Source organism: Stenotrophomonas maltophilia group sp. Smal17, assembly GCF_030237045.1.
In the GTDB taxonomy this organism is placed as follows: Bacteria; Pseudomonadota; Gammaproteobacteria; order Xanthomonadales; family Xanthomonadaceae; genus Stenotrophomonas; species Stenotrophomonas forensis.
Map to the genome: position 1 here is coordinate 20,500 of NZ_JASJSU010000037.1, position 23,322 is coordinate 43,821.

Below are 23,322 nucleotides of genomic sequence, written 5' to 3' on the forward strand. Positions count from 1 at the left end.
GCGGGGCCGGCATGCACCCGGCGCTGCAGTGCGCGCGGTTCACCAGCGCGGCTGCAGCCTGCCGTCGGCGTTGAAGCGCCAGCGCCCTTCGGCCCAGCCCAGCCCGAACAGGCTGAGCATCTGCGAGTAGTAGGCCGGGGCATCGGCGCGCTGCTGCTCGGCGCTGGGCAGGCTGGCCTGCAGTGCACGGGCGCGCTCGTTTTCTCCCTGGGCCAGCAGATACGGCAGCAACGCCGCGCGGAAGCCGTAGTTGCCTTCGCCCTGCCCCTGCCCGCTGCGGGTGTCGATCTTTTCCCACATGGCAGCGCCGCTGCGCAGGCGCTGCAGCGGGCCGGACAACGCAGCCAGCTGCGGCCGGAACAGCGGATCGCGCGGCGCGGTCATGCCGGCCCACGCGTAGCAGCGGATCGCATCGTAGCTGCCGACCGCCCCCTTCACCGGGTCGGCCACGAAACCGCCGGCCTGCCAGGCCGTCCAGTCCGGCGCGAAACCGTGCGGGCTGCTCTGCTGCAGCATCCGCACCGTGTTTGCCGCCAATGCCGGCCACGGTCCCTTGCGGTCAACCGATGCAAACCGTCGCAGCAGTGGCAACGGCAGATAGCTGGGATTGATCCGGGTCGCATCGCCTTCGACGAAGCCCTGCGGGCCGGGCAGCAGCATCGGCCCCAGTTCCGGCAACTGCACGATCTCGCGCGCGCGCACCTGCTGCAGCATGCCTTCGGCGATAGCCTGCAACGCCGGACGCCGCCACAGGCGCGCACCTTCCAGCAGCGCATAGGCCAGCCACAGATCCGAGTCAGAGGCAGGGTTGCTGTCCAGTACCTGCCAGCCCCCCTTGGCATCCCGTCCCCACAACCAGGCCGGCAGGTGCTGGCGCATGTCACCGCCGGCCAGGTTGTCCTGCGTCCAGGCCAGGATGCGATCGAACAGGGCCTGGTCGTTGGCCACCAGCGCAAAGAACAGTGCATAGGACTGCCCTTCGGAGGTGCTGCGCTGATCGTCCTGGCTGCGATCGATCATGCGCCCGTCGCGGCTCAGGCTGCTGTCGAGCAGCACCTGCCACGCCGGCCAGCGCGATGCCGGTGGCGCCGGTTGCGCCTGCGCGGCACCCCAGCCGAGCAACGGCAGGGCCACGGCCGCCTGCAGCAGGCGCCGGCGGTGCAGGTCAGCGGAATTCGCCATAGGGCACCAACGGAGAGACCGGCAACGGCAGGTTGCCCTGCCAGGGTTTGAAGGTATAGCGCAGGTAGAGCTGGAACGAGTTCGGCGAGAAGTCGCGGCTGCGCTGCAGGGTACCGGCGGCGCCGAGTACGAAGTGGTCACCCAGCCGGCGCTCCACCGCACCGTACAGGCGGTAGCCGGTGCCGGTGCTCTTGCTGTCGCCGGTGTACAGGCCCGCCTGGTCCAGTGTCAGCGGGCCGTACTGCGGTTCCAGCTGCGCGATCACGCGTTCGATCAGTGCCTGATCCGGGTAACGGCTGATCGAGGACGTCCGCGCACTGGACACGCTGACCGATCCGTCCAGGCGTACCGACCAGTTGTCGTTGCGCCAGGCGAAGCTGACCGGCAGGCTCAGCGATGCGTAGCGCTGCGGGCTGTAATAGCCGCCCTGGCCCAGCGAGTAGCCGCCCAGGTCCTTCTGGTAACGCCAGTACATCGCGGTGGTACCGACATCCAGGCGCATGTCGGTGCGCTGGATCAGCTTGTGGTACCAGCCAACCATCGCACGGGCGCGCGTGTTGTCCACCACGTTCTCGCCGGTCAGGCGATGCCAGCTCCAGTTCGACCAGACGCCATTGCGGCCGCCCTGGTCGTAGCCCAGGCTGAAGGTCAGGCCATTGGCGGTGACACCGCCCCAGCGGATGCCGCTGCGCGGATCGTATGCACCGGCCTGCGACAGCAGCGAATTGGTCATCGGCCGCCGCGATACGGTGGCTCCCCAGCCGAAACGGCCCAGGTCTCCATTGAAGGTAAGGCCGCCGAGCCAGTTGCCGACCGCATAGTTGGACGGCGTGTGGCCGATATCGAAATTCCAGCGATCGTCCAGCGTGCGCCAACCGACGGCGAAGCCGGCACCGGACGTGCGTTGCTGATGCACGAACCGGGTGCAGCCCGGTGCACGCAGGCGCGTGCCGTCGGCCTGGATCAGGTCCAGATCGCAGCTGCCGAAGTCTTCGTCGTAGGCGCCGTTGGCATTAGTTTGGAAGCGACCGGCATCGAACTGCACCTGCTCGATGCGCGCCCAGCCCAGCCCGCCGGCGAACGGCGCGTCGAGGTGCGCGATGCGGGTATCACGCGACAGCCGCGAGATGCCCGGCGTGCCATCGCTGCGGCGCCCCGTATCCTGCATCACGGTCAGGGTGGGATTCTCCTGCTGGTACAGGGTTTCGACATCACTGCGCAGGCTGCGACGCAGCCAGTCGTCGCCTGCGGTCTCGCGGCTGGCCAGCGTCAGCGCGCGGTTGTCGCGCGGTGCTGCCTGTGCCGGTGCCAGCAGCCCATTGTCAGCCATCGCCTGCGCGTACATGTCCAACGCCTGCTGCGGATCGTCACGGCGGACCAGCCGTGCCGCGTCGCGCCAGGACTGTGCATCGGGCGCGGTCCTGCGTGCCAGCAGCGCACGCAGGATCGCAAGCGCCTTCGCGTCCTCGCGCAGGTCGGTCCAGATGGTGGCGAGCTGGCGCTGCTGCCCCGTCGCCTCATCGGCAACCTGGGGCGGTGCATCCTGCATCTGGCGGCGTGCGCTGGCCAGGTCGCCGCTGCCGATCCAGGCCTGGATCCGGCCCAGCTGCGCATCGACGTTGTCCGGCTGCGCGGCCAGCACGCGCTGGTAGTAGTGCAGAGCCTGCGCGTGATCACCGCGCAGGCGGGCCCACTCGGCCAGCAGCATGTCGTTGTCGGTGCTGGGCGGTTGCTGCAGCAGCAGGGCGATGGCCTCGGCCTCCCTGCCCTGCGCGCGCAGCTCCCAAAGATGGTCGGTCAGCTGCTGACGGTGCAGGCGTGCCGACAGCGCGCGTATGTCATCGTCCCACTGCGCCTGGGGCAATGCATCGAGCACGGCCAGCGCCTGCGGCAGGCGATCGGACCCGGACAGGTACAGCGCCTGCGCATAGCGCGCCTCTGCACTGCCGTTGCGCCGGGCCATGTCGGCCACCACGGCATCGGCCTCCTGCTCCCGGCCCGCCGCACGCAGCTCGTTGCCGAGGGCATAGGCCAGCCAGGCATCATCAGGCAGTTCCGCGCGCAGCTGCGTTCCCAGTTCGATGGCGGTGGCGGCGTCACCGGCGGCCAGCGCCTGCTCGCGGCGCTCGCGCAGCCGCGTGATCTGCAGCTGGCGCAGGTCTTCGGCATACAGCTTGCGCTGTGCGGCAGGCAGCGCGTTGATGAAGGCCTCCAGCCGCTGCGGATCGGTGCGGCCATACAGCTGCACCAGCTTGCGCACCACGTTGGCATCGTTGGGCGCGATCCGCCGCGCGCTCTGCAGCTGGCGTTCGGCAGCCGCATCGTCACCGCGCGCGACGGCGACGTCGACCAGCCCCAGCGCGGCATTGACGTCGCGCGGCTGCTGCCGCCGTGCCTGCGCGTACAGGCGCTCGGCCTCGTCCAGGCGGCCCGCCTTCAGCGCGGCATCGGCCTGGTCCAGCTGCAGCCAGTAGCGGGTGCTGGCGATCAGGTCGCGCCACTTGTCATTGCTGTCGCCGACCGGTGTCGCCTGCACCGCGCGCTGGAAGTAGGTGATGGCCTGCTCGCGGCGGCCCTGGCGCATCAACGCCATGCCCAGCCCGCCAAGCAGGCCTGGCTCGCGCGGATATCCTCGCAGCGCCTGCAGGAAGGCGCGCTCGGCGTCTTCATTGCGGCCCGCGTCCAGTAGTTGCTGGCCGCGCAGCCCGGCACGCCAGGCCGGATCACTCACCCGCTTGTGCTGGTCCGCGTAGCGCTCGCGCACCAGTGCGATGTCGGTAAATGTGGGATTGCGGGTGATGAAGTCCTGCAGGCGGCGCACGCTGCGCTCGTCGGCCGGCTGGTCCTTCAGATAGGCCCATTCGGCGTCGGCGGCCATGCCGCGTGCTTCCGGATTGCGCCCCATGCGCTGCAGTGCCGCCAGTGCCTCGCTGTCGCGGCCGGCGGCGAACAGCAGCTGCGACAGTGCCTGCAGCAGGGTAACATTGCCCGGGTAGCTGCGATCGAGCTCGGTGAGCGCACGGATCGCCGGTGCACGGCCTTCGGCCTGGGTACCGCGAAGCCGCCAGTATTCCAGGCCCAGCTGCAGGCCCGGCGGATCGTCGTTGAACAGGCGGCGGTAGATCGCCAGTGCTTCCTCGCTGCGACCACCGGCGGCGAACAGGCGGGCCTGCTGCAGTTCCTGCTGCAGGTCGCCGCGATAGGCCTGCCACAGGCGTTCGCCCGCCGCCAGCTCGCGGCTGCCTGCGCCGATCTGGCGCAGCCGTGCCAGCGTGGCTTCGGCATCGTCCAGCTTCTGCTGCGACAACTGCACTTCCAGGATCGCCACCAGCGTGCCGCGATCATCCGGTGCCAGCATCCGCAGCCGCGCCAACGCGTCTTCGATCAGGCTCTGGCGGCCGGTGGCCTCGCCGATGCGCACCTGCTGCAGCAGCCACTGGCGTTGCTCGGCCACCGTGCCACCCGGTGTGGCCGGCAACGCCTGCGCCGCGCACGGGCCGGCACCGGCCAGTCCCAGCAGGACCAGCCCCGACGCCGTCACCAGCGGGTGCCGCGTGCGCGCCATCAGTGCCCCGGATCCAGGCGCTTGGCCGCCACCCAGCGCAGCGTGCGCCACAGCAGGAAGGCGAACATCAGCACCACCAGCGTGGCCAGCACCGCCAGCAATGCGGGATGGTCGGCCAGGTGGTACCACAGCAGCAGCCACCACGGCAGCGCGCCAACGTAGTAGTGCTCACCCACGAACTGGCTGTGGATGCCGGATGTGCGCAGGATCGCCACCGAGCCGGCAATCGCCTCGCGCTTGCCGGTATCGCTGAGCGCGTCGTCGAGCAGGCCATAGTCCGCGGCATTGCTGGCGGCCAGCGAGACGATGCTGCGCTGGGCATGATGCGGCGACTGCATACCGATGATCGCGGCAAAGGGTGCCTGCGCGGTCACCGCAACCTCGGTCACCGCAGGGTCGCCATCACGGCTGCCACGTCGTGCCTGCTCCATCGCCTGCTGCGGCGAAGGCGACTGGCCGTTCAGCAGCCGCGTGCGCTGGTCATCGATCAGCAGCGAAAGCTGCTGGCTGCCGCGCAGCTCGGCCGGCAAGGCGCCCAGCATCAGCAGGTCCGCATCCAGTGCGCTGGCCTGCTTCCAGTCATCGGACAGGCGCAGGCCGTAGGCGGGGTAGCCGGTCTGCACGCCCAGGCCGCCCACCAGGTTCAGCAGCAGGCTGACCTGCGCCTCGCTGGCAGCGGGCGGCACCAGCACGGCGGTCTCGGACAGGTCGGCCATGCGGGTGAACGGGAAACCGCTCAGGGCGAATGCAGACAGGTCCGGCAGGCCCATGTAGTGATGGAAGCCAGAGAAGTCGATGGTTGAATCTTCCTCGATCGCCGCCTGCAGGTTCGGTGGCAGCACGGTCTGGCAATGATCGCGCTGCGCGCTGCCCATCACGCTGGCGAAGTTGAAGTCGAAGCGCAGCTGGTTGCGGTCACCCAGCTTGAGTGCAGGAATCAGCAGGCGGCCATCGTCGGCACCGGCGTCACCGGCCAGCACCGGCAGACGGATCTCTTCCAGGCCCTGCTTGCCGGTGCGCCGCACCAGCGGGAAGCTGGAAATGAACTGATCGTTGATCGCAACGCCCAGCCGCGACTCGTCGCTGCCGAAGGGCGGCGTGTAGCGGTAGCGCAGGTTCAGCGGAATGCCCTGGTTGCGCCAGATGAACAGATCCGGCGGCAGGTTGAGGTTGACCGTGATCGGCTGCGGCGACACGCCGTTGGCATGCAGCTGCTGCGGATAGTCCAGCAGTTCGGCCAGGCGCACGGCGCGGTCGGTGCGCACCCAGTTCGGGGCGTCGTACGGCTTGCGCGGGGCCAGTGGCTTGATCTCGTCAATGCTGACCTGGCGCCCGCGGAACAGCGCGTTGCCGGCCGCCATCGCGGCCACTGCCTTCTGCAGGTCGTCATCGTTGCGGCCCAGCACCAGCAGCAGCTTGCGTTGCGGGTCGTCCGGCAGTGCCATCAACTCGATCACCGGGCCCTTCACCGGCGCGTGGTTGCCGATCACCGCGGGGAATTTCCCGTTCACGGCCAGCACCACTGCGTGGCCCTTCTCGGGCAGCGCGCCGAAGCTCACCGGGAACCGCGCCTGCCGCCACCAGCCGGCGAGGCTGCCGAAGTACGACGACATCACCGCCGCCGCGCGCTGCTGTGCCAGGCTCGGGGTACCGGCGAACACCACCGGCAGTTCGAGCCGCGCGGTGTCGCGCGGATCGAAGAACGGCAGCGGAAAGTTCGCCAGGTCGTCCTGCATCGCCAGCGGCTGCCCGCCCAGGCGCAGGGTGCTGTTGCTGGACAGGTTGACCCACAGCGAACTGTGCGTGGGTTCTTCGCAGATGTCGGTGTAGTGGCCGACGAACTCCAGCCGCACCTGGTTGAAGTCGGCGATCAGCCGCGCGTCCAGCGGCAGCTTGGCCTGCACCGGGCGGCCCAGCTGATCGTTGCTGATCGGCACCACGCCCATCATCGCGTCGTTGAGGTAGACCCGCAGATGCGACAGGGTCGGCAGCAACGACGGCGAAGGCGTGAAGCTCAGGTCCAGCTCCGCATCGCGCACCAGGCGGTCGCGGCGAACCTGGAACTCGAACGTGGTGGCGTTGCGCACGCCGGACAGCAGGGTGTCCTGGCGGCGCCCCAGCTGGGCGAACGTGCTCTGCCGCTGCCAGGGCCAGGCGCTGCCGGCCCAGGTCTGGGTCAGCGCCGCTGCCTCGGCCGGAACCGCGGGGGTGGCCGAGGTCGCGGGCAGCGCAGGCGGCGCTGCCACCGGCGGGGCATTCGCCGGTGCGGGCGGCGGCACCGGAACCGGCGCAGGTGCGCTGTTGCCGGATGCCACCGGCAGGGCCAGCAGGGGCAACAGCAGCCAGCGCAGAGAAGACGGAATGCTCATGGACGAAGCCCTGGATCAGCGGCTGGGTCAGCCGGGTGGGAAGGAAGCGGACGTTGCGGGGCAAAGCTGGCGAGCCATCGCAGCAGGCGACGATTCCAGTGTGCCGGGCGGTCGAGGTCGAACGGAGTGAAATCGCCCATCCGGCGGTAACCGCGCCAGCCCAGGACCAGCACGCTCCACAGGCTGCGCGGCAGGCTCTTGGGTTGATAGCCGGCATGCCAGTCCAGCCACGCGTCCGCGCGTGCGAACGTGCACTGGGCGAACTCCACGCGCTGGCGCTCGTCCTCGAACAGCAGCAGCAGGCCCAAGCGGTGGCCGACGGTGCGCTGCACGCGCGCCGGGAAAGCGAATTCACGCCGGCCACGCCCCAGCAGCACCTGTACCTGCTGGCCTTCGGCGAGCTGGGCATCTTCGCCCAGCTCGACGCCAACGCCATCGTTGGAGTAGTCCTGCAGCACGCCACGCAGGCGCCGGCCATCGGGAATCTCCAGCGCCATCGGCAGGCGGGTGGTGACGCGATGGGTGCGCCGCACCTGCTGCACTTCGGCGGCCACGGCCAGCGCTCCGCCGATGATCAGCAGGTTGTACAGCACCCACAGCGAGCTGACGACCACCGTGCCGCGTTCATCGGCCGGCCCGTGCATGAACCGCCACACCGCAAAGCACAGGCCCAGCACGTTCAGCAGTGCCAGCACCAGATAGGGCCGCGCCACCCGCCAGTCGAAGCGGTCACCGGCCTGGGTGCCGCCCTTGTCGGTGACGTTGAACTTGCCGCGCCCCGGGCTGAACAGTGCCACCGTGGTGGGACGCGCGATGTACCAGGCCAGCACGGTCTCATACACCTCACCCCAGAACGGGCGGCGGTACTTGCCCTGGATGCGGGCATTGGTGAGGCTGGCATGGGCCATGTGCGGCACCACGAACAGCAGGATGGCCAGCGCCGGCGCGTAGATGATGTAGACGTGCAGCAGCAGGAACGCCAGCGGCGCGGTCAGGAACACCAGCCGCGGGATGCCGGCAAGGAAATGCAGCATGGCGTTGGCATAGCAGAAGCGCTGGAACAGGCTCAGCCCCTTGCCCAGCAATGGGTTGTCGATGCGGAAGATCTGCACCATGCCGCGCGCCCAGCGGATGCGCTGGTTGACGTGCGCGCCGAGGCTGTCGGTGGCCAGCCCGGCCGCCTGCGGGATGCGCAGGTAAGCCGAATTCCAGCCCTTGCGGTGCAGGCGCAGGGCGGTATGCGCATCTTCGGTGACGGTCTCGGTGGCAAAGCCGCCGATCGCATCGATGGCCTCGCGCCGCAGCACCGCGCAGGAGCCACAGAAGAAGGCCGCGTTCCACAGATCGTTGCCGTCCTGCACCAGCCCGTAGAACAGCTCGCCCTCGTTGGGATCGCTGCGGAACACCTGCAGGTTGCGCTCGAACGGGTCGGCGGAGAAGAAGTGATGCGGGGTCTGCACCAGCGCCAGCTTCGGGTCACGCAGGAACCAGCCACAGGTGATCTGCAGGAACGAGCGCACCGGCAGATGGTCACTGTCGAAGATCGCCACCAGCTCGCCATCGATCAGGGTAAGCGCATGGTTGAGATTGCCGGCCTTGGCGTGGCGGTTGTCGGTACGGGTGATGTAGTTCACCCCGGCGCGCTCGGCGAAGGCACGGAACTCCTCGCGCTTGCCGTCATCCAGGATGTGGATGCGCAGTTTGTCCGCAGGCCAGTCCAGGCCCATCGCGGCGTATACGGTATGCCGTACCAGCGTCAGGTCTTCGTTGTAGGTGGGAATCAGCACGTCCACCGTCGGCCATTGCCGTACGTCGGCCGGCAGCGGCGCAGGTCGCCTGCGCAACGGCCAGGCGACCTGCACGTAGCCCAGCATCAGCACCAGCCAGGAGTAGGTTTCCGCAGCCAGCAGGATCACGCCGCAGATCAGGTCGAAGGTGCTGTTCCAGTTCAGGGTGGCGGTGTAGCGCCACCACAGGTAGCGGCAGGAGACGGTGATCGACAGCACCACCAGCACCAGCGTGGCGTAGCGGCCCTGCATGCGCCGCACCAGCAGGGCGATGACCCACAGCAGCAACACGAACACGAACTGCGCGACGTAGGTGAACGGTTGGGTGATGCACAGCGCCGCCAGCCCGAGCGTGATCAAGCCGATCAGCAGCGTCAGCAGATGCCGCGAGCGCGGCGACAGGGCGCGGACGCGCTGCCCGAACCAGCCTGCGAAACGGCTGTTCCAGAATTCGCTGGGCGCATCGCTCATCGCCCGCAGATAGCGCAGGCGGCCTCGGCCTGCGGCGCCGCGAAGCTCGGCAATCCGCTGGCGGTTGGCTTCGGCCAGGCGCTGCCGCCGCTTCGACGCCTTCGGCACCAGCCGCACCAGTGACAGCCAGGCGGCCTGGATCAGCAGGCGCAGCGGATCACCCGGACGCCAGCGACGGTCACCCTGGATCTGCGGGAAGGCGTTGCGCAGGCGCGGCGCGATCGACTGCCAGGCCGGTCCCTCCAGGCGCAGGAAGGCCCACCCGGTCCATTGCAGCAACCACAGCAGCGCCCGCGTCGGCCAGGACGCATGCACCCGCTCGCGCAGGCGCCCCCAGCCCAGGTAGTAGACCCGGGCGCCCATCAGGGGCCGCCTTCGCGGTGCTGCCGCCGCGCCGCTTCAGCCAGGCACCACAGCACCAGGCCATCGACGTCGGCCGCGGCCAGCGAGTTCGCCGCGTAACGCCCCAGCGGTTGCTTGCTGGCGAGTGCGGCCGGCACCCGCGCATCCTCATGCAACGGCTGCGGCACCAGCCGCCTGGCATGGGTGTGCAGCCACAGCTGCATCAGATCGCGCTGCACCGGAACGGCCGGGTCGTAGCGGTTGGCCAGCACCAGGCGCTCGTCATCCGGCTGCCGTTGCAGGAACACATGACTGACCGGATCGACGCAGGCCAGGCGCAGCGGCAGGGTGCAGCGCGCGTGCTGGTTGATGGCTGCCGCATGTGCCGGCAGGCGCTGCGGCAGATCGAACAGCACCCAGTCGAACTGGGCCTGCAGCAGCGGCAGGCGATCGGCCCAGGTCGAAGGCGCCTGGCGCAGCTGCTGCTCGATCTGCATCGCGCCCCCGGCATCCACCCGGCCATAGGGCAGCACGGCCAAGCCGGGCGCGATGGCATAGGCGGCATCGCGCCAGTCGCTGCCGTCCAGCTGTGCACGCGCCCAGCCACCTTCGACATCGGCGGGCAGGCCCAGATGCAGGCCGAGCATCTGGTCGGGACTGCATTCCACCAGCAGCACGCGCTGGCCCTGGGCATGCAGGCCTTGCCCCAGCGCGGCCAGCACCGTGGTCACGCCGGTACCGCCGTGGACGCCCTGCAGGGACAACAGGTTGCTCATCCGCGCCGCTCCAGTTCCGCCAGCAACGGCCAGCGCGCCAGCGCCTGGGCACGTTCATGCTGGGCCGAGAAATCCACGTAGGGCAGCTCCGGCATGTCCAGGCTGCGGCGCAGCAGATCGATGTCGTCCTCTTCCACGGACAGGGTGGCAGGCACGGCAAGAATGTCGGCAGGCATCAGCGCGCATCCTCCGGGTAGGGGCTCCAGGTCTGGCTGCCCTGCAACTGCAGCCAGGGTTTGCCGCCGTAGTCGATGACCTTGGCGCCTTCGTTCTCCGACACCGAGGGCGTCTGCGGCAGGCCCTTGAGCAGGCTGTCCCAGTTGCGCTCGCTCGGCGGCGACTGCGCGTTGAGTGCGTAGACGCGCGAGACCAGCTCGGACACGGCCAGGTAGCTGCTTGGCTCGGGGATGTGGCGCGGGCCACCGGCCGCCGGTGCGCCCATCCCGACCAGCTTGACGCCCACCGGCACGTGGGTGATCGACGGGCTGGGAATCTCGCGCATGCCCGGAATCTGCATGCGGTCACCGTGCAGCGCGGCGCCATGTTCGGGGACCACCACGATCATCGCGCGCCGGCCGCTCTTTTCCACCGCATCGACAAAACCGGCCATGTCACCCAGCACCATTTCCGCGCGCGCCTTGTAGTCGGCCGCGTTGGAACGACCATCGGCACCGACGATGCGATTGCCGTCATGCAGCGAGATCGTGTTGTAGAACAGCGCCACCTGCTGCGGGGCTTCGGCCAGCCGTTGTTTCCACCAGGCCATCAGCACGTCGCCATCGCGGCGCAGTGGCGACTTGTCGAACGCCACCAACGCCTTCGGGAAGGCGCTGATATCCATCGGCTGTGCCTGCAGCCCACCGTACTGGTGCAGCTCGCCGATGAAGTCGTCGAAGTGGCCATCGTGGTTCATCGCCAGCTCGCTCTGGAAGCCCAGCCGCTGCAGGTTCGAGAACAGCTGGCACTCGGCAGGCACCGGGTCGAACAGCTTGGTATGCGAGGTCTGGCCACAGCTGGCGCGCAGCAGGCGGATCGCTGCCGGGCCGCTGTAGGCGGTGGCCGAATTGAAATCGTCGAACACCACGTCCATGTGGTCGAGCAGGTTGTTCTGGCGCAGCCCGACTTCATCCAGGTCGCTCCACGCCAGCGAGCAGATGTTGAGGATGATGACGTCGAACGGAGCACCGCTGGCCGGCGCCGGGAAGCTGGTCTTCAGGCTGGCCTGCTGCTGGTAGAAACTGGTCAGCCACGCATTGAGCGTGTCGTTGTTGGCCGGCGGCAGTCCCCCTGTCGTCGCCCCAGCGGTCCCTGTGCTGGCCGCCGTGGCAGTGCCCTGCCCCCAGTTCCAGCCCGCCGGCATCGGTATCGCCATGACGGCAAGGCCAAGCATGCCCAGCACGCTCAGGGTGGTGATGCGCAGCCACGGTTTGAGCAGGAAGTAGGCCACCAGCAGCAGCGCGAGCACCGCCACCATCTGCCAGTTGATGAAGCGCTGGGCCAGTTCGAGCCAGTAGTCCGCCGAGAAATCCAGCACGCCCGGTTGCACCAGCAGGCGCTGGAACGGTGGCCACCAGGTGTCCTGGTAATAGAGCGCCACGCCCACCGGCACGGCCACGACGGTGCGTGCGATGCGTGCCCAGCGCCAACGCAGCGGCACCAGCAGCGCGCCCAGGAACAACAGGTTGGGCAGGATCTTCAGGTCCAGCGCGCCCATCCAGGCCAGCACCACCTTGGACAGGAAATACAGGTTCCAGCCACGCAGGTCGGCCCATGCGAACGGAGATGCGGGAACGTTCTGCGGACTCATGCAGCGCTCTGCGGCGCACGTTGGCGTACGCCGGCGCGGCGCAGATGGCGGGGCGGCAACCAGCGCGTGGCACGGCGGCGCAGCCCGCGCCACAGGGTGCCCAGCATGGCCCCGAAGGGAATCATCACGACCGCGCAGGCGACGATCAGGGTCCAGAGTTGCTGGTCGGTGGTCATGCGGTATCTCCCAGCCGCAGCGGCTTCGGGGCAACGACGGCAGGCGCTTCCCGCACCGGAGCCACTGCGGGCAAGGCAACCGGCGCCTCGGGCAGCAGCTCGGCGTCCGGATCACTGCCGCTCGGGTTCATGGCGGCGATGTCGTACTCGGCAAGGCGCTGATAGCCGTCAAACAGTTCGCGCCAAGGCAGGCGGAACAGGTTGCCCAGCGCCTGCTCGACCGCATCGCGGCGACAGCCGAACAGGAACAGGCGGACCTGCCCGCGATAGACACAGGCAAGATCACCCTGGCGGCGGATGCGCAGCTGTTGCAGGGTCTGTTCGGCGCGCAGGCCGGCAACCGGCTGCAGGGCCAGCACTGCGCTTTCCACCGCGCTGCCGTCCTGGTCGATGCGTTCTGCGGCGATCTGGCGGAAACGTGCGGCATTGACCAGGCCGCTCAACGACGGCGGCCGATGGGCGCGGATCAGCGGCTCCGGGTCATCGGCCAGCTGGCCCTGCCAGCGCTGCCGCTGCACCGTTTCCAGCAGCGTCAGCAGGCGTGGCAGCGGCGTGTCGGCCGGCACCACCAGGCTGCACCCGCACTGCATCAGCAGGCGTTCGTCGGCGTAACGCAGGCAGGGCTGAAGCTCGCGCACGACCAGTTTCAGGGCGGTGCCGCGCTCGCGGCGCAGGCGGTGCAGCAGCCGCGCCAGCGCGTCCACCTGGGCGTTCTCGTTGATGGCCAGCACCACCGTGGCCTCGCGCGCCTGCAGTGCGGCCGGGAGCAGACCGGCCCAGCCCTCGTAGAGGCGCCATGCGGCGGACAGCGGCGGCGCGCCCTCCAGCACGTTGGCCTGGGCGAGGAAGACGTCGCGATCACTTCCGCTGGCAAGGCTGGCAGCCTCGTCAGCAGTATCGGCCTCGGCCACGTGGCGCAGGCCCGTCCCTTCCTGCAGCACGGCAAAAGAACGCTGCGCGACCACGCCATGGCTGTTCGACCAGTAGTGCAGCAGCAGCTGCAGGGCGCCGCGATGCGGGTGCAGCTGGGCCACGCCGGCGCAGGCGCGGTTCAAGGGCAGCAGGCGCGGTGCCAGGGTGGCGACTTCGCCATGGCAGAGCAGCAGCACGATCTGGCCGGTCTGCCCGGCCCAGCGTTGCAGCCGCTCGCACCAGCGCGCCAGGCGCGTGTCATCCCAGCCATCCAGCGCGGCAACCGGAAACTGCACCAGGCTGAGCCCGGTGGCGGCGGACGCCACCCGCGGCAGGTCCTGCGGCAAGCCGCGCAACGCCTGCTGCATGCCGTGGTGGGAACGCTGGAACAGGCGCAGGCGCAGCGGCCCCTGATCGTCCGCCAGCAGCGACAGCATCGGCTCGGCGCCACGGCCCAGCGTCACCAGAACGGCGTCCTGCAGTGCGGCGGCGGTGGACAGCACGCCGGCGCCGAGCAGGTCGGTCGGCGCACTGCCGGCCGCGACGACCCAGTACAGGCCGCCCCCGCGCATCTCAACGAACTCCGAAGGCAATCCGGCAATGGCAAGGTGGGCTGCTGTCACGCCGGGTCCTTTCAACGCCCCTCAACCGGGTGGAAGGCCCGATGGCGGAGACGCTGCGGTGAAGGGAAGGTCATTTCCATGACGCACATCACATTCATGTTTCTGTACGGTCATGATAGCTCCGATCTTCACGTTTGCGGCATCAAGACGCAGTCAACGCCGCCTGCGGAACAGGCGACGTGCGGGGCAGTGCTCAGCGATGGAAAAACGCTGTTACTCGTACTGGATCGTGAACGTTGCCTGCCCGTTGGCGACACCGGCACCGACGGTCCCGGCCTGGGTCTGCACATAGCGGGCCCGCAGCGGCAGGCTCATGACACTGGTACCCGGCGCGGTGGTGCCGACATTGATGGCCTGGCCGAAGCGGACTTCGCGTTCGGTGCTGCCATCACGCTGCACCATCTGGATGCCGATGCGGGTCGCACTGTTGGTGGCCGCGCTCAGCTTCAGCACGCCGGGCATGTTCGAACTGTCCTGGTCGGCGTCGAGGCGGATGCCGATCTTGCTCTGGTAAGACGCAACGTTGCTGCCCTGGCAGTTCAGGCGGATCTCGAAGTCACGATCGACCGCACGCGAGCCGACGCCGGTGAAGCTGGTGTTGGGCACGCTGCCGAAATCAACGGCGATGTTGCGGCTGCCGGCCTGCACTTCGCAGGTCGGGCTGACCACGGTGGTGCCCGAACCGCGGAAGGTCGAGGTCAGCACCGGGCGGCTGGGGCCGTCGCCATCGAAGTAGTAGGTGGTGAAGCGGCCGTTCGGCGCGATCACGCCCGAACCGGTCTGTGCGGCGGTCTTGATCAGCTGGATGCGGAACTGGCCACCGATCAGCGAGATGGTGGAGTTGGCGCCGAAGTTGATGGAATGCGGGTAATAGGTCTGGATCGCGCCGGAGTCGCGGAACAGGCGGATGCCCACACCGGCAACGCCGGTCTCGTAGACGTTGGCGAAGCCGGCCACCGGCCGCTTCTGCGGCGCATTGACGTACTCACCGGTCGAGCTGCCGCCGTACCAGTAGTCACAACGGGCGACGTTGTTCTGCTGGTTGATCGGCACGCTGAGTTCCTTGATCACACCACCCACCGGCGTGCTGGGCAGGATCACGATCTGGCCCATGTCCATCTGCACATCCTGGGCGACGAAACCGTTGATCTGGATGCGGCAGGCGGCGCTGGCCTGCTGCGCCAGCAGCGCGCCACCGAGCAGGGCCAGCGTGGCCAGCAGCCTGCGGCCACGGAAAGGAATCATCGGCATGCTGCCTCCAGCGGAATGAAGCCGGTCTTGGACGCGTCGGCGCCCGCCGGAACCTGGTAATCAATGGTGCAGCGCTGATCGGCACCGGCGCCCCACTCCACCAGCAGGCGGCCCTGGTTCTGTTCGCTGCGCACGTACAGGCGGCCACCCTGGCTGACCATGCCCACCGGCTGGCCCTGCTCATCCTTGACCTGCGCGCCGAACGGCATGCTGCGGCCATCGGGGTTGCGGACCTGGATCAGCAGCGCGTTGCCCTTGCGGGTGTCGAAACGCAGGTAGCTGATGGCACCGGCGAACGGCGCGACCGACTGGCTGGTGCTTTCCAGCTCGACGTCGTGGGCCATGCCCTGCGGGTCGAGGGTGACGGTGTTGAGGCGGTACGGCGACACGTACGGCACCACCGCGTAGCCGCGGCCGTCCACGCGCAGGCCCGGGGCGTTGCTGACGATGGCATCGCGCGCGCCCGGTGCTTCGACCAGCACCATGGTGTCGCCGCGCTGCGGGGTGAAGGTGAAACCGCCCGGATGCACGACCACGCTGCCGTTGGCACCGACCGAGGCCTGGCGGAAATCACGCGAATGGCTGTAGGTCGCGTTCAGTGCCGAGTAGCGGCTGCGGTACTCGACATTGCCGACCGCGGTGGTGCCACCCTCGCGCGAATCGGACAGGGCCGCGCCGTAGCTGAAGTTGTTGTCGACACCGGCAGAACCGGTGATGCCGACGCGGCTGTTGTCGTAGCCGCCGCGGTCGCGCATGCCGAGGTCGGCACTGAACGACACCGGGTGGGTGCCACGGCCCAGCGGCACGCTCATCGACAGCAGGTACTGGGTGTCGGAACGACCGAGCACGCCTTCTTCGGTACGCAGTGCGGAGAAACCGAAGTTCACCGAACGCCAGGCGTTGTTGTAGCCGACCTGGTACTGCTTGGACGTACCGGCACGATCGTAGAAGTCACGCACCGAGCCGGTCACGTACAGCGCGCCGCCGCGACGGCCCAGCGGCTGGTTCAGGGTCAGCTGGAACTGGCTGCGCTGGCGGCCACGGGTGGTCGGATCGATGCCGCGCTTGTCCGAGTCGCGGCCATACAGCGCGTCCTGCAGGCTGTAGAAGCCTTCGGTCGAATAGCGGTACGCGGCCAGGGTCAGGTTGGTCCCGGTCTCGCCGATCATGTTGCTGTAGCTCAAGCGCACGCTGGCACCGGTGTGGTTGCCGTAGTGATCGAACGAGGTGCGCGCATGGGTGACGTCGGCCGCGAACGCACCGACCGGCGTGGACAGGCCAACGCCGTACAGCAGCGACAGGTAACCATCGCTCAGCGCACTGCCGCCGTACAGGGTCAGCTGGTTGCCGATGCCGCGCTGGTAGGTACCCTGCACCAGCCACGGCTCATCGGCCAGCAGCTTGTTGCGTACCTGGCCGGCGGTCAGCGCGTAGCGCGATACGCCTTCGCGCAGCATCTGCGGCACCGAGCCGAATGGCACCTTGAATTCGCGGCGGCGGCCATCGGCCTCGATCACGCTCACTTCCAGGTCGCCGCCGTAGCCGGTCGGGTACAGGTCGTCGATGACGAAGCTGCCCGGCGACACGGTGGAGGAATAGATCAGCTGCTGGTTCTGGCGCACTTCAACGCGCGCGTTGGTTTCGGCGATGCCGCGCACGACCGGCGCGTAGCCGCGCAGCGAGTCGGGCAGCATGCGGTCGTCGCTGGCCAGGCTGGCGCCGCGGTAGCCGATCGAATCGAACAGTTCGCCGGTGGTGTAGGCCTCACCGATGGTGAGCATGCCACGCACCTGCGGGATGCCGCGCTGCGCGTAGGTGGCAATGCTCTGCCAGTGGCGGCCATCGCCCTCGGACCAGGTCAGGTTCGAGTCGTGGCGGAACTGCCAGCCGCCCAGGTTCAGGCCGGCATTGAGGCCGAGGTAGGCGCTGCGGTTGCGCTGGCCACCTTCGACGCGGCTGTCGCTGTCGATGGCATTGAAGCTGTAGCCGACGAAGCCGGCGTTGATGCCACGGTCCCACAGGGCCGGGTTGACGTAGCCGCGTGCTTCGCGGCGCAGGAACACCTGCGGAATGCTGAGGTCGTAGCGCAGGTTGCCACTGTCATAGATGCCGTAGGCATTGGCCATGCGCTTCTGCACCGGCACGCAGCTGGTCTTGTCGGTCGGCAGCGTCGGGTCCTGCTGCAGCAGCACGGCCTCGCTGTCCACGCCCATCTCTTCCAGCATCGGCAGCGGCAGGCATGCATCGACATGGCCCTGCGCGTCGGCCTTGAACTGCAGGTCGCGACGGCCCTGCCAGCCACCGTTGACGTAGACGTCGACGCGGTAGGTGCCGGCCACCATCGGGTTGCCATTGCTGAAGGCCGCCAGGTCGACCTGCTTGGCCTGGCCGGACAGGAAGCTGGAATTGAACTGGGCCGATTCCGGGGCACGCGCATTGGCTGCGCCGCTCTGCGCCATCAGCGCCTGCTCGCCCAGATTGGCCGGCGCTGCCAGTGCCCATCCTGGGCAGGCCACGCCAGCAGCCAACAGGCAGATCGCCTGGTGGATCGACAATGTCAATCTGTTTCCGATCACACTGACATTCCTTCAATTCGCCGCGCGGCGGCGGTGGCGGGATGCGCTGGCCCTGGGCCGGCGCGGCGCGTTCAGCCCCCGGTGCTGCCGAGGCGGATCGTGTGTCCCACCCGACCGCCGTAATCGTTGATGGTGATGAAGCGCACCTGGTCGGTGCCCGCCGGCGCGGCGAACTCCAGGCTCTGCTTCGGCGCGACCATTGCGCCCTTGTCCTCGACGGCCTTTTCGCTGCTGCCGGTCACGGCATGCACTTCGGCCAGCGTGACGTGGAACGGACTGGGGTTTTCCACGCGCAGGCGGTCGCCCGTGCGGGTCCAGCGCAGCGCTGCCGGTGCGTCGTTGGCAACGCCCTTCAGGCCCTGCGGCCGGTAAAAGAGCTTCAGGCGCGAACGGAACGCGACCTGCAGGTAATTCTGTTCGCCCGTGTTGTCGGCGTTGTCCGGCGACGGCGGCACATCCAGCACGTTCAGCCAGAACACCGACTCACGGTCGGCCGGCAGTTGCGCACCGGAGAAGATCACGCGCAGCGCCTGGCTGCGGCCCGGCTCGACGCGCGCGATCGGCGGCGTCAGCACGAACGGGGCATCACTGGTATCGGCGGTCTGGTTGGCATCGCCACTGTCGATCCAGGCCTGCACCAGGGCCGGCGAGTCGCCCACGTTGTCGACCTGCACGGTGACTTCGCGCGCCTGCGCCGGGTAGATCACCCGCGTGCCATTGACCACCACGCCGGCCAGTGCGTCCTGGCAGAAGGGCAGCGTGAACGCTGCCAGCAGCAGCGCCCGGGGAAAGAATGCTTTCATCGGAAGTACTACGCTCGAGAGGTGTGGCCAGGGGCCGCGGAGCATTGGCCGGCGCGTACGCCGGCCAATGCGGGTACGACGACGATCAGTTGTAGATGATCGTGTACTTGACGCTGCTGGTGACGTCGCCCGGGGTGGCGGCGGCCGTGGCGTAGTACTCAGCGTAGTAGTTCAGGTCGGCCGAGCCGTCGGTGCCGACGGTGACCCACTGCGAGTTGGTCTGGGCCAGGCCAGCGCCGGCAGCCTTGATCGGCAGGAACTGGTTGTTGGAGCCCAGCAGCTGCAGCTGCACGTTGGTGGCAGCGTTGGCCGAGGCCTGGTTGACCAGGCGGCCGCTGTTGAAGTCGACGGTCGAACCCGGCTCGAAGTAGGTGGCGACGTTGCCGGCGCTGCACTTGGTCAGGTTGATGGCGAACGGGGTACGGCCCGCAACGGCACCGGCGGTGGCCAGGGTGTTCTTGGACACGGTCGGCAGGTTGACGGCGAAGTCCTTGCCGCCCGGGGTCGAGATGGTGCAGGTCTTGTCGGTGACCTTGCCATTGAAGGTGATGGTGCCGTCGGCGGCGTTGGCGGCCAGCGGAGCGGCGGCCAGCATCAGAGCGGCGATGAGAGTGTTCTTGTGCATTCGCTTTTACCTAACCCTACTGAAGAGATGAGAAGTAGAGGAGGAAGCAAGGAGCACTGCCGGGCTAACAAGACCCATCCTTGCGTCTCACCTGTGGCCGGACTCGGACATACCTTCCCCTGAATCCGTGACGCAAGTATAGGCACAAGTGTGATGAAAGTCTCATTATTTTTATGAACGCCAATTTATTGACGGCACAAATGTGACGTGCTAAGCGAAATGGAACCCAGGGGCGCGTGGGGGATTTGACGCGGGCCCAGGCAGGCCGCAAACGACGTTCGATGACGTATCGAGTGACGCATCCGGCATGCAGGGAATCCGGCCTTTTTCAGGCGGAAATCAGCTTCTTTGATGCGCATCACTCTTTCTTGGTGATGGCCCTAGCAGATTCGAACTCGTCCTATTAAAGGCTGATCGAAGCTGTCGCTAACTAGGACACACCGAACCAGAGAACGTGTCATGAGGAACTCCATTCTGCTGTGCGTGGCCCTGATGTCCGTCAGTGCGCTGGCCCAGGCCAGCAGCGGCAGCATCCGTTTCAGCGGCCGCATCGCCGAGCCGGGCTGCACGACGAACCTGTCCCAGGGCGAACTGAGCCTGGCGGCCTGCCCGCCGTCGGCCAAGGGTTCGACGGTGGAAGTGACCGCGCTGGCCGATGGCCAGGCTGCGACGCTGCGCGACGGCAAGCGCCAGGGCAAGAAGCTGTCGGTGTCGGCCAGCGCGATGCGCGCCGGCGATATCGCCTTCTCCGAACGCTACCGCGTCCAGGCTTCGCAGCAGCAGCCGCTGCAGGGCGCCTATCTGGTGGTCGTCGACTACCTGTAAGCACCCGCCCCCACCGGGCCGGTCATTCCGGCTGCGGCAACTCGAAGACCTGGCGCAGGTAAGCCAGGTAACCCGGGTCGTCGCACATGCTCTTGCCCGGCGAATCGCTGAGCTTGGCCACCGGCTGGCCATTGCAGCGGACCATCTTGATGACGATGTTGAGCGGCGTCGGGCCCAGATCATTGGTCAGGTGGGTGCCGACGCCGAATGCGACCTGGCAGCGACCGCGGAAGTAGTCGTACAGGCGCATCACCTTGGGAATGTCGAGCCCATCGCTGAACACCAGCACCTTGCTGCGCGGATCGACGCGGCGCTGCTGGAAATGCGCCAGCATGCGGTCGCCCCAGTCGAACGGATCGCCCGAATCATGGCGGACGCCGTCGAACAGCTTGCAGAAGTACATGTCGAAGTCGCGCAGGAACGCGTCCAGGCCGACCACGTCGGACAGCGCGATGCCGAGGTCGCCGCGGTACTCGCGCGCCCACGATTCCAGCGCCGCCACCTGTGAGTCGCGCAGGCGCGGGCCCAGCGCCTGGAACGCCTGCAGGTACTCATGGGCCATGGTGCCGTGCGGGGTCATGCCATACAGCCGCGCGAAGTGCACGTTGCTGGTGCCGACCAGCTGCGGGCCAAGGGCATCGCGCAGCAACGGCAGCAGGCGCGCGTGCCAGTCACGCGAGTAACGGCGGCGGCTGCCGTAGTCGGCAATGCGGCATTGTTCGAAGCCGGGGGTATCGCGCAGCAGCGCGGCCTTGGCCTGCAGCCGGCGCTCGCCCTCGGCGAAGTCGGCCGTGGTGGTGTTGCGGAACCAGACTTCGTTGATGATCGCCAGCAGCGGCACTTCGAACAGGATGGTGTGCAGCCACGGCCCGGTGATGTCCAGCTCGATCTCGCCAGGCACCGCCTTCGACGCGCGCAGCTGGATGTACTTGCGGTCGAGATGGAACAGGCCGAGGAAATCGGCGAAGTCCGGCTTTACGAAACGCAGGCCCCGCATGTAGTCCAGCTCTGCGTCACTGAAGCGCAGGGTGCACAGGTGGTCGATTTCTTCGTCGATCTGGTCGATGTAGCGGGCCAGGTCGATGCCGGGGGTGCGGCACTTGAACCGGTACTGCACCTGGGCGCCGGGATGCTGATGGAGCACCGCCTGCATCATGGTGAACTTGTACAGGTCGGTGTCGAGCAGGGACTGGATGATAGGCATGGGGCGGATTATGCGCCCGCCGGGGTGAACCGGGGGGCCTGCCCCCCGTCTGTAGAGCCGAGCCATGCTCGGCTGGATCGTTGCCTGAGCCGAGCGTGGGCGCACCTCTACAGCGACCTGCGCAGCAGGCGCGGCACCAGCATCAGCGCATGCGCCCAGATCGCCGCCCATACCGCAGCGCGCACCGGCAGCGGGCGCTGCTTCGCCTCGAATTTCTGGAAGTAGCGCCACAGGCCCTTGTGCTTGTGCCATTCGACGAAGAACGGCCGCGAGCGGCTGGAGACACCGCGCACGTGGGTCACCTGCAGATCGTTGGCGATCGCCACCACCGCGCCGGCCTCGCGCGCACGGCGGCACAGGTCCAGGTCTTCGGCATGCAGACGGTAGCCCGCATCCCAACCGCCGATGCGGTCGAACAGGACGCGCGGCATCATCAGCAACGCACCGGACAGCGCCGGCACCCGCTGCAGGGCCTGGTGCGGATCGCGCGGCACCGCCAGTTTCGAACCCTGGCCGGGCGACCGCAGCATCAACAGGAAATCGGGATCGCGACGGCGTACCGCCGCGTCGGCCTGGCCATGCTCGTCCAGCTGCTCGACGCCGAGCAGGCAATCGCCCAGCGCCTCGGCACGGCGGCGCAGCTCGGCCAGGGTATCCGCTTCGACCATCAGGTCCGGGTTGATGAAGGCCAGCCACGGGCTGGCCGAGTCGGCCACGCCCTGGTTGTTGGCGGCAGCAAAACCGGGATTGTCCGGATTGCCGACGAAACGCACGCGGGCATCATGGCTGGCATGCCGCTGCACGATGTCCAGCGTGCCATCCAGCGAACCATTGTCGATCACCCGGATCTCGGCCACATCCTGCGCCTGGCGCAGGCGCGAGAGGCAGGCATCGATGGTGCTGCCACTCTGGTAGGTGACGACGATGGCGGCAATGGCAACATTCAAGCGGGTGGCTCCGGCGCGGGCGGGACGAACAGGTCGCCCTGTTCGCGCGGCATTATCGCCTGCTGCATGCGCTGTTGCAGATCGGCACGCAGTCCATGCAGCGGATCATGCATCAGGAAGTCGGCCAGCCGTGGCACCCAGCCCGGCCAGCGCGCGGCTAGCGCTTCAAGGTCACCGTCGCGGCTGATCGCCTCCCCTGCCCGGCTGACGAAGGCGGTCTCGCACAGCACGTTGCGCCATCCCAGCCCGGCCATGCGCAGGCTGAGATCGACCAGTGCGGCGTTCCAGCCGGCGTAGCTGTCCACGTCCAGGCCACCGGCGCGACGGCGCGCATTGCCGCGCACCAGTACCGCATGGGTGACCGCCGAAGGCAGTTCCGGATGCAGCGTCGGCAGTGTGGCACAAGTGTGCGCCAGCACGGCCGGGTCCTGGGGTTCGGGATTGATCTCGCCCAGCCGAGGCCAGGCCGCCGTTTCCCCGGCATTGCACCACGGCGTCGCGGTGGCGATGGCGGCATCGCGGGCGAAGGCGTCCTGCAGCTGCTGCAGCCAACCCGGCGCCGGCACGCTGTCCGGCGCCAGCACCGCCACGTCCAGGCCATCGCAGGCCCGCAGCATTTCATCAAGGTGGGCGACTTCGCCCAGTGGCCGTGCACGCCGGGTGTATTCGGCCTGCAGCGGCGTATGTGCCAACCAGTGCTCCACCACGGCCTGTGCACGCGGACCGGTCTGCGCATCGTCGGCCAGCCAGACCGCGGTACCCGGTGCGGTGCCGGCATCCAGCGCCGCCAGGCAGCGGTCGAGCGCAGCGTCGTCCACGCACAGCGGCAACAACACGATCGCCCCCATCCCGCCTCCGTGGTTGTCGGTGCCCACAGCCTAGCACTGGCAGGGTATCGGCCGGGTTGCACCCGGCACCTGCAGAGGCCAGAGCCGAAGCAAGAGCCAGAGCGGGTTCCTGGGATTGGCGGGGTGGGTCCGGTTGCGGGGGACGCCGTAAATCCCCCTCCGGGGTCCGGCCCAGCCGCTGGCGGCTGTGCGTTCGGGCGCTTGCGAAGCAGTGCTTCGCAAGCAAAGCGCCC

The 23,322-nt window shown here is 68.2% G+C and carries 17 protein-coding genes; 1 reads left to right on the forward strand and 16 read right to left on the reverse strand.

All coding sequences use genetic code 11. From position 1 onward, the window contains the following. Nucleotides 1-39: 39 nt before the first annotated feature. The 13 genes from bcsZ to QRO93_RS11830 all read right to left on the reverse strand — a co-directional run bounded on the left by bcsZ (nt 40) and on the right by QRO93_RS11830 (nt 19,265). Nucleotides 40-1,182 carry a cellulose synthase complex periplasmic endoglucanase BcsZ gene (bcsZ, locus tag QRO93_RS11770; RefSeq protein ID WP_180878757.1) on the reverse strand — a complete coding sequence of 381 codons (1,143 nt, stop codon included), beginning with the start codon at nt 1,180-1,182 and terminating at the stop codon, nt 40-42. Further along, a complete protein-coding gene (bcsC, locus tag QRO93_RS11775; RefSeq protein WP_180878758.1) occupies nt 1,166-4,747 on the reverse strand; it encodes a cellulose synthase complex outer membrane protein BcsC in 3,582 nt (1,193 codons plus the stop codon). The genes bcsZ and bcsC overlap by 17 nt, the downstream gene beginning before the upstream one ends. After that, nucleotides 4,747-7,116 (reverse strand): cellulose biosynthesis cyclic di-GMP-binding regulatory protein BcsB, encoded by a 2,370-nt coding sequence (bcsB, locus tag QRO93_RS11780; RefSeq protein ID WP_180878759.1) that lies wholly within the window; start codon nt 7,114-7,116, stop codon nt 4,747-4,749. The genes bcsC and bcsB overlap by 1 nt, the downstream gene beginning before the upstream one ends. Beyond that, nucleotides 7,113-9,737 carry a UDP-forming cellulose synthase catalytic subunit gene (gene bcsA / locus QRO93_RS11785; RefSeq protein WP_180878760.1) on the reverse strand — a complete coding sequence of 875 codons (2,625 nt, stop codon included), beginning with the start codon at nt 9,735-9,737 and terminating at the stop codon, nt 7,113-7,115. Before bcsA ends, bcsB begins: the two co-directional genes overlap by 4 nt. Beyond that, nucleotides 9,737-10,492: a cellulose biosynthesis protein BcsQ gene (gene bcsQ / locus QRO93_RS11790; protein WP_180878761.1), complete on the reverse strand. Its 756-nt coding sequence runs from the start codon at nt 10,490-10,492 to the stop codon at nt 9,737-9,739. Before bcsQ ends, bcsA begins: the two co-directional genes overlap by 1 nt. After that, the gene (bcsR, locus tag QRO93_RS11795) at nt 10,489-10,668 is read right to left on the reverse strand and encodes a cellulose biosynthesis protein BcsR (protein WP_040008936.1); all 180 of its coding nucleotides are present in this window, start codon (nt 10,666-10,668) and stop codon (nt 10,489-10,491) included. Before bcsR ends, bcsQ begins: the two co-directional genes overlap by 4 nt. Further along, the gene (bcsG, locus tag QRO93_RS11800) at nt 10,668-12,299 is read right to left on the reverse strand and encodes a cellulose biosynthesis protein BcsG (RefSeq protein ID WP_040008938.1); all 1,632 of its coding nucleotides are present in this window, start codon (nt 12,297-12,299) and stop codon (nt 10,668-10,670) included. Before bcsG ends, bcsR begins: the two co-directional genes overlap by 1 nt. Continuing rightward, complete coding sequence (bcsF, locus tag QRO93_RS11805) at nt 12,296-12,475, reverse strand: cellulose biosynthesis protein BcsF (protein ID WP_180878762.1); 180 nt, start codon at nt 12,473-12,475, stop codon at nt 12,296-12,298. The genes bcsG and bcsF overlap by 4 nt, the downstream gene beginning before the upstream one ends. Then, nucleotides 12,472-14,010, reverse strand: a complete 1,539-nt coding sequence (gene bcsE, locus QRO93_RS11810) for a cellulose biosynthesis protein BcsE (protein ID WP_180878763.1) — start codon at nt 14,008-14,010, stop codon at nt 12,472-12,474. Before bcsE ends, bcsF begins: the two co-directional genes overlap by 4 nt. Nucleotides 14,011-14,223: 213 nt before the next feature. Further along, the gene (locus QRO93_RS11815; RefSeq protein WP_164087420.1) at nt 14,224-15,261 is read right to left on the reverse strand and encodes a fimbrial protein; all 1,038 of its coding nucleotides are present in this window, start codon (nt 15,259-15,261) and stop codon (nt 14,224-14,226) included. Continuing rightward, nucleotides 15,252-17,816: a fimbria/pilus outer membrane usher protein gene (locus tag QRO93_RS11820; protein WP_053448764.1), complete on the reverse strand. Its 2,565-nt coding sequence runs from the start codon at nt 17,814-17,816 to the stop codon at nt 15,252-15,254. The genes QRO93_RS11815 and QRO93_RS11820 overlap by 10 nt, the downstream gene beginning before the upstream one ends. Before the next feature lie 92 nt (nt 17,817-17,908). Then, a complete protein-coding gene (locus QRO93_RS11825) occupies nt 17,909-18,640 on the reverse strand; it encodes a molecular chaperone (RefSeq protein ID WP_180878764.1) in 732 nt (243 codons plus the stop codon). Nucleotides 18,641-18,725: 85 nt separating this feature from the next. Beyond that, nucleotides 18,726-19,265 (reverse strand): fimbrial protein, encoded by a 540-nt coding sequence (locus QRO93_RS11830; RefSeq protein ID WP_004154162.1) that lies wholly within the window; start codon nt 19,263-19,265, stop codon nt 18,726-18,728. Nucleotides 19,266-19,724: 459 nt separating this feature from the next. On the opposite strand from QRO93_RS11830, the gene QRO93_RS11835 reads away from it, so the two are divergent. Beyond that, nucleotides 19,725-20,090 (forward strand): hypothetical protein, encoded by a 366-nt coding sequence (locus QRO93_RS11835; RefSeq protein WP_053448763.1) that lies wholly within the window; start codon nt 19,725-19,727, stop codon nt 20,088-20,090. A gap of 22 nt (nt 20,091-20,112) precedes the next feature. On the opposite strand, the gene pncB is transcribed toward QRO93_RS11835, so the two are convergent. From pncB to QRO93_RS11850, 3 genes are all read right to left on the reverse strand, one after another. Then, a complete protein-coding gene (gene pncB / locus QRO93_RS11840; RefSeq protein WP_008264910.1) occupies nt 20,113-21,294 on the reverse strand; it encodes a nicotinate phosphoribosyltransferase in 1,182 nt (393 codons plus the stop codon). 107 nt (nt 21,295-21,401) lie between these two features. Then, nucleotides 21,402-22,241, reverse strand: a complete 840-nt coding sequence (locus tag QRO93_RS11845; RefSeq protein ID WP_180878765.1) for a glycosyltransferase family 2 protein — start codon at nt 22,239-22,241, stop codon at nt 21,402-21,404. Beyond that, nucleotides 22,238-23,089, reverse strand: coding sequence for a glycosyltransferase family 2 protein (locus QRO93_RS11850; protein WP_049456281.1), 852 nt, complete (start codon nt 23,087-23,089; stop codon nt 22,238-22,240). Before QRO93_RS11850 ends, QRO93_RS11845 begins: the two co-directional genes overlap by 4 nt. Nucleotides 23,090-23,322: the final 233 nt, after the last annotated feature.